Here is a 16,822-nt window from a genome sequence, read left to right on the forward strand (position 1 = left end):
ACTTTTCTAAATTTTTCGAGATCAAACTTCTCATACAGTTAAATCCACAGTCATGTCTCCACTGGTCACGATTACTTGTGCATCTTTATTGAATTTTCGTATAATTGCTAACGCCCTTCCATTAAAAGTTGATGTTCTATCAGTATTATATTTATCCAAAGGTTTTGGGTCTCCGGTCCCAAAACCAAGCACTTCTGCTCCCATAACATGAATACATAAGTCCATTTTCTTATGAGTAATGAGATTGTTTGATTTATCTTCTACCGTATACGAAATATAGGTTAAATCACCATTCTCCTCAATCCTCCCCTGTAATTGAGCAGTTGTTTCATCAGCTGTCATTAAAATATCTTCGCTAATCATATGACCATCTTCAAAATTTACCGCCTTTAAACAACCTTTTTGATACATTATTTCAAATTTGGTTAGATAGTCTAGTTCTTCTGAAGTAGCTTTTTTTTCTATTAACTGATCATTTAAATATAGAGCAACCTCATCACCTGGAGCATATACTTCTACAACAATGGGATGTCCTTCAAAACCTGGCCAAGTCCATGATCGAATAGAATCTGATAAAACCCACGGTGTTTTAATTAACTTTTTCCCATAGTGCTCGGGTTTTTGAACTGCAATATAAGGTTTTTCACGTAAACCAAATACGATTTCACGGTAATAAGAAAGTGGACGTCGAACACCAGTTATATCGATATCTCCACAATAAGCTAGCTGACAAGGAAATCGAGCACCAAATCCTCCCTCACCCCAGTTATAAGCAGGTATTCCAACTCCAGCTTCCCCTATATAATCCCAACCTGTCCATGTGAAATCTCCAATAACACTATCTAATTTCTTAACCAAGGACCAATTACGTGCGATTTCAGGAGGATAAGTCTCACTTCCTACAATAACTCTATTAGGATGTTCTTTTGCATCTAATTCGTAACGAGCTGACATATAATTATAGCCAGCAATATCTGTCGAAGCTGTTGCCAAATCCAGTCGCTGACTTATCAGAGGATGCACAACAATTTTATCCATACTAGTATCCATTAAAGTCATAAAATCATTTACATTTCCTGTTAAATCTGATTGATCAATTTGGCTTTGTTTCTGGATATCTTCAGCAATCTGCGGAATCACTTCCCCAGCTGCAAAAACGCCATTTATACTAGCTAAAGTCGGACGAGTTTGATCGATATCTTTAATATGATCATGAATCATTTTGGCTATGCGACTTCCATGTTTAGTTCCAATTTCAGGAATCTCGTTTCCAATGGAGTACAAGATAACACTAGGATGGTTGAAATCTGTTTCAACCATAGTAGATACGTCATTCTTCCACGATTCTTCAAAAAATAGACTGTAATCGAAATCTCCTTTAAAACGTGTCCAGCTATCAAATGTTTCGTCCATTACATACATTCCCAACTCATCACAAACTCTTAGCAAAGCTGGAGCAGCTGGATTATGAGCCATACGAATAGCATTAAACCCTGCTTCTTTTAAGATACGTACTTGACGATAGTGGGCAACTTGATAAGTCGCAGCACCTATCAAACCGCTATCATGATGTATACAAGCTCCTCTAAGTTCTGTCTGTTGCCCATTAATTCGTAGCCCACGTTTACTATCTACAGAAATAGTCCGAATTCCAAACTCTTGGGTATCAGTATCACATAAGTCTCCTTCTTGATATAGTTCAACAATCATACGATACATGGTAGGAGACTCAGCAAACCACGCTTGAATCTTATCCAACGAGAAGATCGTTTTAAATTCATTATTCTCCCCTGCTTTTAAATAATAAGGACGCTGATCTACTAGAAGAATTTTCCCGTCCTTATCACATACCATTAATTTTAAATCAAATTGAATTCCTTTGCATTTCATATTCTCAATAGGAACAGATACTTCAATCCTCGCAAAGTCATTTTCTAACTCTACTGTTTTAATTTTACTACCAGTGGCTGATACATGAAGTAAATCACTACTCAATAAATAAACATCTCGATAAAGCCCCCCTCCTGAGTACCACCGACTATTACTCATCGCACCATTTCGAACTTGAACACGAATCTCATTTTCTCCCAAATGAAGAAAATCTTTCATATTTACATAGAAAGTAGTGTAGCCATTATGATGTTTTCCCGCCAGCTGTCCATTTACATAGACAAACGTATTCATATAGGAGCCCTCAAATTTTAATATATTCTCCCTATATAAATCTTCCTCTTCTGCAGTAAATATTTTCACATAAACATAGTTTTTTCCATCTCTAAAACCTGTATTATTTCCATTTTTACTTTCAGCGTATGGTGTTTCACTAATCATTGCATCATGAGGAAGGGTTACTTTTTGAGCTTGCTCAGGTATATTCCAAACTAGTGCAAATGAATTTTCATCATACCAAAAAAGCCAATCGTCATTGAATAGTTCTTGCTTCATTACTTCTCCTTATATCCCTAACGCTTTTTATTATTGGTAACTATCTAAAACGACACATTGAAAAAAACAAATGTGCCGTTATCACTTTCTCATCTTTCTTATCTATAAAAGATTGTAAAATATATTGTTATTGATCATCCTATTCATGATTATCTTCAGAATGATCTCGAATCATTGATTTCATGACCTCAATATCCTCACGATGTTTATCAACAGGATTAATACGGAGACAGAGAAGCATAATAGCACCTGTAATGATTGGAGCTCCAAACCTCATAAAGTTAAGAACAAATAGAGTTGCACCATTTTGTTTTCCAACTGCCCCCGCTACATAACCTACCAAACCAAGTAGTAACAATGGTAGAGAATTAGAAACGGTACCCCCACATTTCTTCGCAAATCCTTGGATTGAAGAAATCACACCATTGGCTGAGATTCCTTCTGTAAATTGGATGTAATCAATTGCATCATTGACCAAAACATTGACAAGAGCGTTTTGCATTGAAGCAAGGGCTGTCGCAATAAAGCTCATAACAAGTAGAAACGTAAAGTTCGTTTTCCCAAAGAAGAACAAAATGAAATAACAAATTGAAGATCCTACTACAGATACTTGTAGTGCTCGTTTGGCTGACTTAAAAATCCGCAAGAAGATCCCCATAAGTAAAACCATTGAAACTAAAGCACCTAGAGATACTACAAGCATATATGTAGAAATTAAATCAGGTCGTGCAATGTAATACATAACATAATAAACAGATGTACCAAACATTAGTCCATAACCCATAGCGGCCATCATCCATACTACAATATACGGAGATAACTCTTTATGTTTTAAAATTCGTTTCAAATCCTGTGTCAACGGACGCTCAGGGAGTGGTTCAATATACTTTTCCTTCCCAGTTACAAACAATCCCCAGAATGATACACAAGAAAGAAGTCCCAGTATTATCATTAAAGGGATCCATCCATTTTGAGTACCGAACCATTTACCAAGAACCTGCTCTAAATCTCGTCCGTAAGAAGAACCAATGGTAAACATTAGAGCCATACACCCTGCTCCATATGTGATAATCTTATTACGAATAGCGTCACTTTTTACGTGTGCTGGAAGGATAGACAGTTGAGGCATGGTATACATAGTAACTGTCATACCATATCCAATATTCATTGCCAAATAATACCAAAAATTCCCGCTACCAAGATTCGGATTAAACCAAAGTAAAGTTGAAAAAAGTGTCAATAGAATTGGTGCAGGCAAGAAGTACGGACGATAGCGCCCCCATTTCGTTTTGGTTCGGTCTGCAATAACTCCCATCAGGGGATCATTAATTGCATCCCATAATGCTGCTATAAACATTAAAAGGGAAACAGAGGTTGCAGCTAGTCCTACTGTATCTGTCAAATAGACACTGAGGTAACTAGATAAGATTGCTGCAATCATCATTGCAGTTCCACTTACTGAGGTTGCATGGAAAAAAGCAAATTTTTTATCCATCATTTCTTCTGGTTGTTTATAATCCATCAGAGTATCTCCTTTTCATAATTGTATTGGATGTTATGAATACAGTATATCAGACCAATATCAATACCACTATATCTTAAAATCACTAAAAGTATGTTCATTTCTTAGATGTTCACAATTATTTGAATGATCAATAAAAATTATAATTTCCTCATAAAACCCAACAAAACAAGTTATTTAGTTATTATTTGTTACACCCTTTAATAGTTGCCACCACTTAATAATAGCCAAACTATAGGAGTGATCTGTTCAAAATAATGAAACGTACAAAAAAAATACTGGATACAATTTTTTCATAAAAATTTATCCAGTATTTAGTTATTCCATATTTTTTCCTATTTGTTTCCGATATTCCGAGGGAGATATCCCTAAAAGTTTTCGAAAAATCTTATAGAAATAGGATGGGTTCTCATATCCAACTTTCAATGAAATCTGCTCAATTGAAGCATTCGTATGTCTAAGGTACTCTGCTGCTACATTAATTCGTTGAATATGAATTAATTTAATAAATGATTTTCCCGTCTGTTTTTTTAGATAGGTCGATAAATAATTTGGATTAAATCCAAAATGTTCTCCCATTTCTTCTAAAGTGATAGAAGCATAATTTTTTTCTATATAAAGCATGAAAGATAATAAATTCGACTCTGTTTTTTTAGAGCTTTCTACAGAATTTGATCTACTAGAAATTCTCAGTAACTTAGCAAATAGGATTAAGAGCTCATAACGAATAATGTCGTTTGATTGTTTATCACCCTTTTTATAATATTCATAGATAATATTAGAAATAGTATTAATTAAACCATCACCTTCTTCAGTCCGAAAAACCGTATAAATTCCATTCCTTTCTTTTTCTGTTGGAGTAAAAAAAAGTAACTCAGACAGATAACTATTACTTCCATTTCTATGCAAGAAATCTAAATCATTCAACGTGAATGCTGTTGATTTTAAGGCAATGTTTAATGCCACATCATCTGAACTACTTTCTAAATTTTTATGAACCGTGTTTTGCCCTACAATAAAAATATCTCCCTCATGCAAATCCAATTGTTCATTTTCAATCATGATAGATAAATCGCCCTTCAAGGGAAGTATCATTTCAACATAGTTGTGGAAATGATAAGGGACAAAAGAATTTACTGGATTGACAGAAAGTGCAATAGGTTGCAAATTGATTTCAAGAGAGTCATCTAGGTTTTGGAAAAATTCATAAACTGGCTCTCCATTAAAATACTTAGCAGGAACCGGTCGCATAGTTGATTCAATTTCCTTCCACTCTCTTTGTTCTCTCTTATTGATGAGTAAATCTAAAATAAATGGATCCATACTTACCTTCTTTCTTTTTCTATTATACCTTATTTTATAAATCTAGGAAATGAACATATATGTAGCTATTTTTAACGATAGTTTTTCCTGTTATTCCAGACTAGAATATAAATAGAAAAAAACAACGAGGAGAAATTGAATGCTCAATCTTACACAAAAACCTTACTTATTAACAACAAAACAGGCAGACAGCATCCACCAACTTGTCTCAGAAATGACAACAGAAGAAAAAATCGGCCAGCTCTTTTTTGTTATCGGACAAGATGAAGAGCGCGTCTCTCTGGATGACTTTATTGACACCTATAAACCAGGTGGGCTCATGTTCCGACCAGGACCAGCGGCCCAAATCAGTCGACAAATCAAACAAATTCAACATCATAGCAAATACCCGCTTTTCTTTTCAGCTAACCTTGAATCTGGGGGAAATGGAATCATCAGTGAGGGGACTTGGCTAGGAAATCCTCTACAAATGGCTGCGACGAATGATCCTCAAGCAGCCTTTGAACTAGGAAACATCGCAGGCTATGAGGCCAATCAGGTCGGATGCAACATGTCCTTCTCCCCCATTGTAGATATTGATTTAAATTTTAAAAATCCTATTACAAATACACGAACCTTCGGATCAGATCCTGATCGCGTCCTCCGTATGGCAAAAGCTCAAATTCAAGGCCTGGAAGCAAACGGAATTACTCCTGTAATAAAACACTTCCCAGGAGATGGCGTTGATGAGCGTGATCAACATTTACTCTCTAGCATTAATAGCCTATCAGCAGAAGATTGGTCTAGCAGTTATGGCCAGATTTACAAAAGCTTGATTGATCAAGGAACACCTTGTGTCATGATTGGGCATATCTACCAACCAGCTTGGGAACGTAAGCTAAACCCCGAAATCAAAGATAAGGACTTACGCCCCGCCTCAGCCTCTAAACTCCTCATTGACGGCCTCCTTCGAACAGAACTTGGTTTCAATGGATTGGCCATTACTGATGCGACCGCTATGGTGGGCTATAATGTCATTCTCCCACGTAAAGAACTCTTACCTGCAACTATCAATGCCGGAATCGATATGATTCTCTTTAATAAAAACATTGACGAAGATTACTCAATCGTTAAAGAAGCAGTTGCCAGTGGTCTTATTTCAATTGATCGTCTCAATCAAGCTGTAACTCGAATTCTAGCAACTAAACTTTCTCAAGGTTTGATGAACGAAGTGGGACAATTTATTGGGCAAATTCCTGAAAAACCAATCCTAAAAACTAGTGAGCACTTAGAAATAGCTGCTAAGATTGCCAAACACTCTGTCACTCTCGTGAAAGATCGTGATCAACTCCTTCCTCTCTCTCCCCAAAAAACACCCCGTGTTCGTCTAGTTATCCTAGGTGATTCTGATGAAGGGGGCTTTAAAGAAGGGGGTAAAGTAACAGATCTCTTTAAAAATGGCTTAGATCAGTTAGGTTTCGAAGTCTCCCTCTATCAGATGGACTTCCATGAAATGTTTGAAGAAGGAACAACAGATTTAGAAGAAAAATTTGACCTCGCTTTTTACGTAGCAAATGTGGAAACAGCCAGCAACCAAACAACTACTCGTCTTAACTGGATCCAGCTCATGGCAGCCAATGCTCCTTGGTTTGCTCCATCCATTCCAACGGTATTTGTTTCAACGGCAAACCCTTATCACCTCTTTGACGTTCCTTATATTTCAACCTTTATCAACGCCTATACAGGAACACCTGCTACTGTAGATGCTGTCTTAAAAAAAGTGACTGGCCAAGAAAATTTTACAGGCATCAATCCTATTGATCCCTTCTGTGGCGATTTCGTAGCTACCTTATAAAAATGATACCTAGAAAAGGAAAGAATAACCATGAATATTCAATCAATCCTAGTAAACCATATGACAGAGCCTCTCGGCTTCCTTTTAGAACATCTCCGCATTGAATTTACACTTGAAACGGATCACTTTGAAGAGATTCAAAAACAGTTGACCCTATCTGTGGCTGATCAACCAGTTTACCAAACGGAGTTTCTCCCATTTGATAATAACTTCTTTGAAGTAGATCTTGACCTCCTCCCACGCACACGCTACGATATCATGATCACCATCCGCACAGCCGATCAGGAATGTATTTCCTCTTCCAGCTTCTTTGAAACAGGAAAATTATCTGAGCCATTCCAAGCACAATGGATTGGAAACAAAGATAAAGAGATTCAAAATACCCTCTTTAAAAAAGATATTACGATTAACAAGGAAGTTGCTAGAGCCCGTCTCTATATGACAGCACTCGGAGTATATGAAACCCTTATTGACCAAGAAAAGATTGGGAATGAATTTCTTGCTCCTGGAGTAAATGCTTATGATCAATGGACTCAACTACAAACCTATGATGTGACCAAAGCCCTCTCTCTTGGCCAACATGAGCTTATGATTTCGACAGCTGACGGTTGGTATAAAGGGCCATACGGCTTTATACAAGGTGTAAAGGATATCTACGGCGATCAACACCGTGCTTTAGCCGAATACCATATCGACTACGTAGATGGAACACATGAAGTCATTACGACAGATGAAAGTTGGCTGACGACAACTGGAAAAGTTACTCACTCGTCTATCTATTATGGAGAAGACCGTGACGATACCCTTTCTATCGTAAACTGGAAACCAGTTATTATTTTAAAAGAAAGCTACGATATTTTAAGTGATCGTCTCAGCCTGCCTCTTATCGTCAAAGAAACACTTGAAGTCCAAGAAGTCCTCTACACACCTGCTGGAGAAACTGTACTAGACTTCGGTCAAAATCATGCTGGACTTTTTCGGTTCTATAACCGGACTCCAAAAGGAACAAAGATCTATCTTCAAGTTGGGGAGATTCTCCAAGAAGGGAATTTCTACCGTGAAAACTTACGATCTGCTCGCGCTGCTTTCGAATATATTTCCGATGGAGAAGAGAAATGGGTTCAACCATCTTTCACCTACTATGGTTACCGCTACATGAAAGTAGAAGGTTTAGATCAATTAAATCCTGAAGATTTCAAAGCAGATGTCATTTATTCTGATATGAGATCCACAGGAGAGATTGAAACGAATAATCCCAAAGTCAATCGTCTCTTCCAAAATATTATTTGGGGTCAAAAAGGCAATTTCTTTGACTCTCCCACTGACTGTCCTCAACGCGATGAACGTCTTGGATGGACTGGGGATGCCAATGTCTTTTCAAACACAGCCTTATATAATATGGATGTCTACGCCTTCTACCGTAAATTCTTGAAAGATGTTGCCATTGAACAACAATTAAATGATGGTCGTACTCCTATGTATGCTCCTTCCTTTGGTAACAAAGATGGAGGTGGAGCTATCTGGGGTGATGCAACAACCTTCATTCCTTGGAATGCTTATCAAGTGACAGGTGATGCAAGTCTTCTTAAAGAACACTATCCTTCTATGAAGGATTGGGTTGACTGGATTACTCGTAATACAGGAACTGAAAACCTCTGGACTCACTGCTTCCAATTCGGAGATTGGCTTGCTCTGGACGGAGAAAATCCTGCTATGCCAACTGGCAAAACAGATGAAGACTTTATTGCTTCTATCTATTACCACTATTCTGCTCATATTGTGGCAGAAACGGCTCGACTATTAGGAAAAACTGAGGAAGCAAAAAACTATGAAAACCTGTCTCAAGCTATTAAACATGCAATCCAAGCCGAGTACATTTCTGCTAACGGTCGTTTGACAATTGATACGCAAACAGCTTATGCATTGGCATTGGCCTTTGAATTACTTCCAGAAAATCAATTGGAACGTGTAGCTAGAGATTTAGTCACTCGACTTGGGAAAGATGACGATCATCTCAAAACAGGATTCGTCGGAACCCCTTATATCAACCAAATGCTCTCTCTGCATGGATACCATAAATTAGCTACGACAATTTTCCTTCATGAAGACTATCCGTCTTGGCTCTACGCGGTCAATCTTGGAGCTACAACCGTTTGGGAGCGCTGGAATTCTGTTCTTCCAGATGGATCCATGAACCCTGAAGGAATGAACTCCCTCAACCACTATTCTATCGGTGCAGTTATGGAGTGGGCCTATAAATTTGTTCTCGGAATTCGAAATTCGAATCAAGGTTTCAAAGAATTTGACCTTGCTCCAGAATTTGACTATCGTTTAAACTCTGTAGCTGGGCACTATCAAAGTAGCTGCGGAAAAATTGCTGTTTCTTATCGCATTGAAACAGATGAGAAACATACTATTACTCTTACTGTAGATGTCCCATTTGGAAGTACTGCCCATGTCACACTGCCACGTTCAAAAGGGGTACTGGTTTCCATTAATGATTCAAGTAGCCACGGCGGTCAGTTTGATCTGACAGCTGGGCACTATGAGATTTCTTATATCCCAACTCAAGACTACGTCGAACGCTATGCTGCAAGCACGCCTGTTTCTACTATAATGGCTGATGAAGAATTAGTTGCACAGATTGATGCTATCCACCCCGTCCTTGACTTTTTCCGTAAGGATCCAGGAGCTGTCCAAGGTGGCTTAGGCAAACTCTCTCTTGCAAAATTAGATGAAATTTTACCATTTATTACCATTCCAAAAGAAGACTTGAAAAAAATAGAGTCCTTACTCGAACAAACAATTATACTCAATCAACGAAACAAGTAAAAAAAGGGTCTGGAGCACCGTTACTTCAGACTTGCTTTTCAATATTTTTCCATGAAAGGAACAACTATGCTTAAAGGAGCCTTATTTGATTTAGACGGTATCATCGCAGACACTGCTAGCTACCACTTTGATGCTTGGAAAAAACTGATTAAAAACCATTTTGATACCGACCTCCCTAATCAACTAGAAGAAAAAACCAAAGGGGTCAGCCGAGAAGACTCTCTCTCTATTATTCTAGACTATCTTGGTATCCAAGTTTCAGAAGAAAATTTCAAACAGTTAGCAGCTGAAAAAAATGAACAGTACGTTCAGGCATTAGATGCATTGACCAGTCAAGACATCTTACCTGGAATTTCAGACTTTATTCAAGAGCTAAGGAAAGCTAAAATTCGAATCGCTCTTGCATCTGCCAGTAAAAACGGACCTATTATTCTTGAAAAATTAGGATTATTAGATGTCTTTGATGCGATTGTGGATCCTTCCAGTGTAGCAAAAGGTAAACCAGCTCCTGATATCTTCCTAGCAGCTGCCCAAGCTCTTGACTTGCAACCAAAAGAATGCATCGGAATTGAGGATTCAATCGCTGGTATTACAGCCATCAACAAAGCAGGGAGCTTTTCAGTAGCTTGTGGAGGCGACGAACTCCACCATGCTCTTTTACGCTTTCCATCGACTGCAGACCTGAATCTGCACATGATCCAAGAACAATTTCATTAAAAGCGGAGAAAATGATATGACTATTACACAATATCAAAATCCTATTTTGCGAGTGATATGTACCCAGAATCCTGGACACATTGCTATAAATCTTTGATTTTTTCAAATAACATGATAAAATTAAGCAAATCGCCTTTCGATAACAAAAGACTTGATCTTGCACCTAGTTTTATTGTGGAAGAATTACTCGGCTTTCAATTTACTTAATGAAAGGAATTGAAAGCAATGTCAAAGAAATATAAAGGAGTATTTAGAGATAGTAGATGAAAAAACTTTTCTATCAAAATGGAATGACAGCAGATTTACCAATCATGTCCCCAGTAAAATCCAAAATCGATGACCTGCATCATCTTGCGTCTTTAACTTTGATTTCATGTGGAGAAGATGAATTGTACCAGCAAGGGATTGCCTATTGTAATTTGCTTCGTGAAGCTGGAGTACAAGTGACTTTCAAGGAATTTCCTTCCTCAACACATGGTTTTATGGAGACAAATTCTCCTGAATATAAAGTTAAATATGCTGAAGAGCAAATTATAGAGCGTCAAAAAGCATTTCAATTTCTATCCATGCATCTAAAAAATGAATGGAAAACAAAAGGAGCATAATATGAAACTACAAGCACATGAAGAGAAACACTATAATATTATTAGAAAACTAGCGCCAGAATGTATGGTACTACTAAAATCTAACGGGGACTTTCCCTTAAAAGAGCCCCAAAAGGTAGATTTGTATGGTAATGGAGCAAGACGTACAATTAAAGGCGGAACAGGTTCTGGTGACGTAAATGTTCGGCATTTTTCAACGATTGAAGAAGGATTAATTAATGCGGGTTTTAAAATTGGAACGACGGACTGGTTAGATAATTATGATGCAATTTGGGAAGAAGCCCACAATGAATTTTGTAACAATCTTAAAAATAAAATTGATAAAGAAGGTTTCTCAGCTTTCATGCAAGGGCTTGGGGCAGTAATGCCAGAGCCTGAATATGATATTCCTATTATTGGTAATGCGGATACAGCTATCTATGTTTTAGGAAGAGTAAGCGGAGAAGGTTCAGACCGAGAGGTTGTCGAAGGCGATTTCAAGCTAACAAAGACTGAAATAAAAACCATTTTACAATTAAATGAGACATATAAGAAGTTTATTTTAGTATTGAATGTGGGAGGAGTTGTCGACATTTCTCCGATTGTAGAGAAGGTTAATAATATTCTGTTAATCTCACAGACAGGAATAGCTATTGGAGATAGTTTTGCAGATGTTCTTCTTGGCAAAGCTAATCCTTCAGGAAAATTATCAACAACTTGGGCTGAGTACAATGATTACCCACTTCTTGGAGACTTTGGAACAGTTGATGATACTCGTTATAAAGAAGGTATTTATGTGGGATACCGTTACTTTGATACTGTAAACGTAAAACCAATTTTTCCTTTCGGATATGGAAAATCATACACTACATTTGATTGGAAAGTCGTATTAATCAACCGAGATAAGTCTGAAATTAGTCTGGTAGTTGAAATAAAAAACAATGGGCATTATAAGGGTAAGGAAGTATTGCAAGTATATGCTTCAGTTCCGAGTGAAAAATTTGACCAACCTTACCAAATATTAGCTACCTTTAAGAAAACTAAAGAATTACAACCAGGGGAAAGTGAAGTCGTTTCAATGACATTTGATATGAGAAATCTGGCTTCATTTGATACTGAGACATTTTCAAAAATTCTTGAAGCTGGAGACTATATTATCCGTTTGGGAAATTCTAGTTCACAAACCGAGCCAATCGCATTAATTAATATTTCCACGACAACCTTAGTTCAAAAATTATCAAATTCTGGGGGACAAGCGGATTTTGATGATTGGATTCCTGAACAAGAAATTCACCATAAGTTAGAATCTAATTTACAAGTCATTCAAATGAATTCTGACGATATTCATCAAATTAGTATTGAACCATATGAAGTGAAACAAAGAGTGAAAGATTTTGTTAAACAATTATCTGATGAAGAATTGGCCTATACTTGTTTAGGAGGTTTTGAAGATAGTGGAAACAATAGCTTTATTGGAAATGCTGGAATGTTAGTAGCTGGTGCAGCAGGAGAAACGACTTCAAAAATTAAGAATTTGCCCCCTATTGTAATGGCTGATGGTCCTGCTGGGGTAAGGCTGTCAAGAAAGTATTATCGTGATGAAACGGGTGCCCATAGTCTGGATACTGATTCTTTTGACTCAATGATGGAAGTAGTTCCAGACTCGATGATAAAAATTTTGGGTCTAGATAAAATGGAAGAGCCAAAAATAGTTGGAGAGGTATTCGAACAATATTGCACAGCTATTCCAATTGGAACTGCAATTGGTCAAAGTTGGAACACTGAACTCGCGGAACAATTGGGTGAACTTGTTGGAGAAGAAATGAAGATTTATGGCGTGCAAATTTGGTTGGCTCCTGCCTTAAATATTCACCGAAATCCATTGTGTGGTCGAAATTTTGAATACTATTCGGAAGATCCATTAGTCAGTGGGAAATTAGCCGCTGCAATTACAATTGGAGTTCAAAAGCACAAAGGTCTTGGGGTCTCTATCAAACATTTTTGTTGTAACAACCAAGAGACAAATCGAATGTGGAATAATTCAATTGTTAGTCAACGTGCTTTGCGTGACTTGTATCTTAAAGGATTCGAAATTGCTATTCTAGAGAGCAACCCTTTGACAGTTATGAGTTCTTACAATTTGTTAAATGGGGAACATACCTCACAAAGAATTGATCTGCTAGAAACAATCCTTCGGAAAGAATGGGGATACCAAGGTTTAGTCATGTCTGATTGGGTTATAGCAGGTCTTTCGGAACGAAGTAACAACAAGTATCCGTCAGCAATTGCTTCTGGTAGTATCAAAGCTGGAAATGATTTAATGATGCCTGGTGGAGTTCTCGATTATCAGGATCTAATGGGAGCATTACACTCGACAGATTCTTCCTATCCGATTTCTAGAGTGGAACTGGAACGAAATGCTTCAAGAGTCATTGAACTGGTCGAAAAATTAACCAACGTTGAGGTTTAATAAAGTATTACAACCTTCGGTATCAGACCGAAGGTTGTAATATTCACTGTTAATTATTCAAAAATAATTGTATGTTTGTCAACTGTAGTGGGTTGATGAAAAGTTAGGCTCATTGTCAACTGTAGTGGGTTGAAGAAAAGCTAACACCTGGAGAGGGCTATCGTTGCCCTCTCCATTTTTATATTCAGAGCGATAAAAATTCGTTTTTTAAAGTTGTCAAAGTTCCGAAAACCAAATGCATTTCGCTTGATAAGTTTAATAAGATTATTAGTGGCTTCCAATTTGGCGTTGGAATAAGGTAATTGAAGTGCATTGACAATTTTTTCTTTGTCCTTGAGAAAGGTTTTAAAGACAGTATGAAAGAGAGGATGAACCTGTTTTAGATTGTCCTCAATGAGTCCAAAAAATTTGTCAGACTCCTTATTCTGAAAGTGAAAAAGCAAGAGCTGATAGAGATTATAGTGGTGTTTCAAATCTTCTGAATAGCTCAAAAGCTTGTCTAGAATTTCTTTATTCGTCAAGTGCATGCGAAAAGTAGGGCGATAAAATCTCTTATCACTGAGTTTACGACTATCCTGTTGAATGAGCTTCCAGTAGCGTTTGATAGCCTTGTATTCATGGGATTTTCGATCAAACTGATTCATGATTTGGACACGCACCCGACTCATAGCACGGCTAAGATGTTGGACAATATGGAAACGATCAAGTACAATTTTTGCATTAGGAAAGAGCTGTTTAGCTAAATCATAGTAAGGACTAAACATATCCATTGTAATGGTTTTAACTCGACATCGAACAGCTCGATCGTAGCGAAGAAAGTGATTTCGGATGATAGCTTGTGTTCTTCCCACAAGAACAGTGATGATATTGAGTTTGTCAAAATCTTGCGCAATTAAGCTCATCTTTCCCTTAGTAAAGGCGTACTCGTCCCAGGATATGATTTCAGGAAGATTAGTAAAATCATGCTTAAAGTGAAAATCATTGAGTTTTCGTATGACAGTTGAAGTTGAAATGGAAAGTTGATGGGCAATATCGGTCATAGAAGTCTTTTCAATCAACTTTTGAGCAATCTTTTGGTGGATGATACGGGGGATTTGGTGATTTTTCTTGACTAAGGAAGTCTCTGCGACCATCATTTTCGAGCACTGATAGCACTTGAATCGACGCTTTTTCAGAAGGATTCTGGTAGGCATACCAGTCGTTTCAAGGTAAGGAATCTTAGAAGTTTTTTGAAAGTCATATTTCGCCTCAGGAGTCCACACTTTGTTATTACCTAAGTGCTTTAATGCATCTGGTCCATTTTGTTCTTCGATACGAACCCAGTATCGAACCATTAGGTGAAAGTTTGATGTTTTTATTCCTTCTGGTGTTTCAGGCCATATTCCTTTTCTATATAGCTCAATACACTCTAACTTATACTCATGACTGTAACGCATGAAAATACCCTCCTTACTGGGTGTCCAGTAAAGAGGGTACATATCAGAGGGATGTATCCCGATCCTAGTATTGTTAGAGTCGGAGATACTTACTATATGGTGAACAGCACTTTTGAATACTATCCCGGAATTGCCTTATCACGTAGCTTTGATCTTCTCAATTGGGAGAAATTACCAGGTATTGCACAAACAATTGAACAAGCTGACTTACGTTCAGCAAAATCCAACGAAGGGATTTTTGCTGTTTGTATACGCTACAATCAAGGTTTTTTCTATGTAATTACAACAAATTTTGCTGAGTTTAAAAACTTCATTATCCGCGGTTATCTAAACGAAGACCAGACGGCAATTATCTGGGAAAACCAACGAATAGAAATAGATATCTTTGGAATTGACCCTGATCTTTATTTTGAAGATAACCGAACTTACGTTCAATTTACTGGCTATGTAGAAGGAGGGAAGAAAGCCATCCAACAAGTTGAAATTGAACTGGAAACCGGAAACATTCTCCGCGGACCAGAAGTTTTATCTTTCGGTACCGGAGGGCGAGATGTCGAAGGCCCTCATATATTAAAAGAAAAGGGAGCATATTACCTCCTTGCTGCTGAAGGAGGAACAGGCCAAGGCCATATGATTACCATGTTTAAAGGAGAATCGCTCTGGGGGCCTTTCCAACCAGCTCCAACCAATCCTCTCTTTACCAATCGTGATCGTGCAGAAGAACCCCTTCAAAACATCGGTCACGCTGATCTCTTCCAAGATACACTTGGAAACTGGTGGTTAACCTGTTTGGGAACACGGCCAGCCACAATTGATCACATTCAAATCACAAACCTAGGACGCGAAACACTCTTATATCCAGTAGAGTGGACAGAAGAATGGCCTGTAATAAACAAGGGAATTCCTAGTCTAGAAGTCGATTTGGCGGATTTTCCTAATCATTCACAGGCATTGTCAAACCCCCAAAACTTATCTAAGTTTACAGATTACTTTATCAGCGAGCAATTGGATCCAGAATGGACGACCTTACGTCATCAACTCGGTTCACGCTTATTGATAGAAAACCAACAATTGATTCTAAAAGGATCCAATCTTACCTTAAAAGATTTGTCAAATCCAAGCTTTCTTGCTGTACGCCAAACAGAACATGAACAAACATTTGTCGTCACTCTTGATCCAGAAACCTCACAACTCAATCAAGGAAGTTTGGGAATTGCTGTCATCATTAACTCGGATCACTATGCTGCTCTCCTCTTGTCAAAAGAAGAAAATCGCATTGTCGTTCGCAAACATATCCAAATCCTAGATTTGGAATGGGATGAAATCATTGGCGAACTCTCTGCTCTTCCGGAAACTCTGACCCTTCATCATACAACCAGTGAAAAAGTGTTTACTGCTCAAACACAAACAGAGACAATCCAATATTCAATCAGTGCCCAACACTTCTCCAATGAAGCGATTGCAGCTCTCAATACAGGTGATATGCAAGGACTCTACGTGCTAGGAGATGCTCAAATGGTCGTTAAATCAGTAGAACGAAAGTAAATCTTAAAAAGAGAGTGGGACAGAAATCGGTAATTCGTTAGAATTCGATTTCGTCGTCCCACCTCCGCACAGTTGAGTAGGGCTGTAAAAGCTGATGAAATCAGCGTAGTAGAG

9 protein-coding genes and 2 pseudogenes are annotated in these 16,822 nt (G+C 37.8%); 7 read left to right on the forward strand and 4 right to left on the reverse strand.

All coding sequences use genetic code 11. From position 1 onward, the window contains the following. Window positions 1-30: 30 nt before the first annotated feature. The 3 genes from P5Y91_RS07640 to P5Y91_RS07650 all read right to left on the reverse strand — a co-directional run bounded on the left by P5Y91_RS07640 (window position 31) and on the right by P5Y91_RS07650 (window position 5,290). Entirely contained in the window at window positions 31-2,445 is a 2,415-nt protein-coding gene (locus P5Y91_RS07640; RefSeq protein ID WP_118396504.1) for a glycoside hydrolase family 2 TIM barrel-domain containing protein, read from the reverse strand. Window positions 2,446-2,584: 139 nt separating this feature from the next. After that, complete coding sequence (locus tag P5Y91_RS07645; RefSeq protein WP_118396502.1) at window positions 2,585-3,967, reverse strand: MFS transporter; 1,383 nt, start codon at window positions 3,965-3,967, stop codon at window positions 2,585-2,587. A gap of 318 nt (window positions 3,968-4,285) precedes the next feature. Then, window positions 4,286-5,290: an AraC family transcriptional regulator gene (locus P5Y91_RS07650; protein ID WP_277839208.1), complete on the reverse strand. Its 1,005-nt coding sequence runs from the start codon at window positions 5,288-5,290 to the stop codon at window positions 4,286-4,288. A gap of 139 nt (window positions 5,291-5,429) precedes the next feature. Here P5Y91_RS07650 and P5Y91_RS07655 point away from each other — a divergent pair, with 139 nt between their 5' ends. The 6 genes and pseudogenes from P5Y91_RS07655 to P5Y91_RS07680 all read left to right on the forward strand — a co-directional run bounded on the left by P5Y91_RS07655 (window position 5,430) and on the right by P5Y91_RS07680 (window position 13,727). After that, window positions 5,430-7,124, forward strand: a complete 1,695-nt coding sequence (locus tag P5Y91_RS07655) for a glycoside hydrolase family 3 protein (protein WP_277839209.1) — start codon at window positions 5,430-5,432, stop codon at window positions 7,122-7,124. A 30-nt stretch (window positions 7,125-7,154) separates the two neighbouring features. Next, window positions 7,155-9,956 carry an alpha-L-rhamnosidase gene (locus tag P5Y91_RS07660; RefSeq protein ID WP_277839210.1) on the forward strand — a complete coding sequence of 934 codons (2,802 nt, stop codon included), beginning with the start codon at window positions 7,155-7,157 and terminating at the stop codon, window positions 9,954-9,956. A gap of 66 nt (window positions 9,957-10,022) precedes the next feature. Then, window positions 10,023-10,673: a beta-phosphoglucomutase gene (gene pgmB, locus P5Y91_RS07665; RefSeq protein ID WP_151191107.1), complete on the forward strand. Its 651-nt coding sequence runs from the start codon at window positions 10,023-10,025 to the stop codon at window positions 10,671-10,673. A 105-nt stretch (window positions 10,674-10,778) separates the two neighbouring features. Next, window positions 10,779-10,880, forward strand: a pseudogene (locus tag P5Y91_RS07670) (DUF3173 family protein); the annotation flags it as partial. 56 nt (window positions 10,881-10,936) lie between these two features. Continuing rightward, the gene (locus P5Y91_RS07675) at window positions 10,937-11,278 is read left to right on the forward strand and encodes an alpha/beta hydrolase fold domain-containing protein (RefSeq protein ID WP_118396491.1); all 342 of its coding nucleotides are present in this window, start codon (window positions 10,937-10,939) and stop codon (window positions 11,276-11,278) included. A gap of 1 nt (window position 11,279) precedes the next feature. Beyond that, window positions 11,280-13,727, forward strand: coding sequence for a glycoside hydrolase family 3 N-terminal domain-containing protein (locus P5Y91_RS07680; RefSeq protein WP_277839211.1), 2,448 nt, complete (start codon window positions 11,280-11,282; stop codon window positions 13,725-13,727). Between the two features lie 140 nt (window positions 13,728-13,867). Here the strand turns inward: P5Y91_RS07680 and P5Y91_RS07685 are convergent. After that, a pseudogene (locus tag P5Y91_RS07685) lies at window positions 13,868-14,971 on the reverse strand (ISL3 family transposase); the annotation flags it as partial. A 177-nt stretch (window positions 14,972-15,148) separates the two neighbouring features. Here P5Y91_RS07685 and P5Y91_RS07690 point away from each other — a divergent pair. Beyond that, a complete protein-coding gene (locus P5Y91_RS07690; RefSeq protein ID WP_118396489.1) occupies window positions 15,149-16,708 on the forward strand; it encodes a glycoside hydrolase family 43 protein in 1,560 nt (519 codons plus the stop codon). The last annotated feature ends 114 nt before the right edge of the window (window positions 16,709-16,822 follow it).

Origin of the sequence: Streptococcus taoyuanensis (assembly GCF_029589235.1) — a bacterium.
In the GTDB taxonomy this organism is placed as follows: Bacteria; Bacillota; Bacilli; order Lactobacillales; family Streptococcaceae; genus Streptococcus; species Streptococcus taoyuanensis.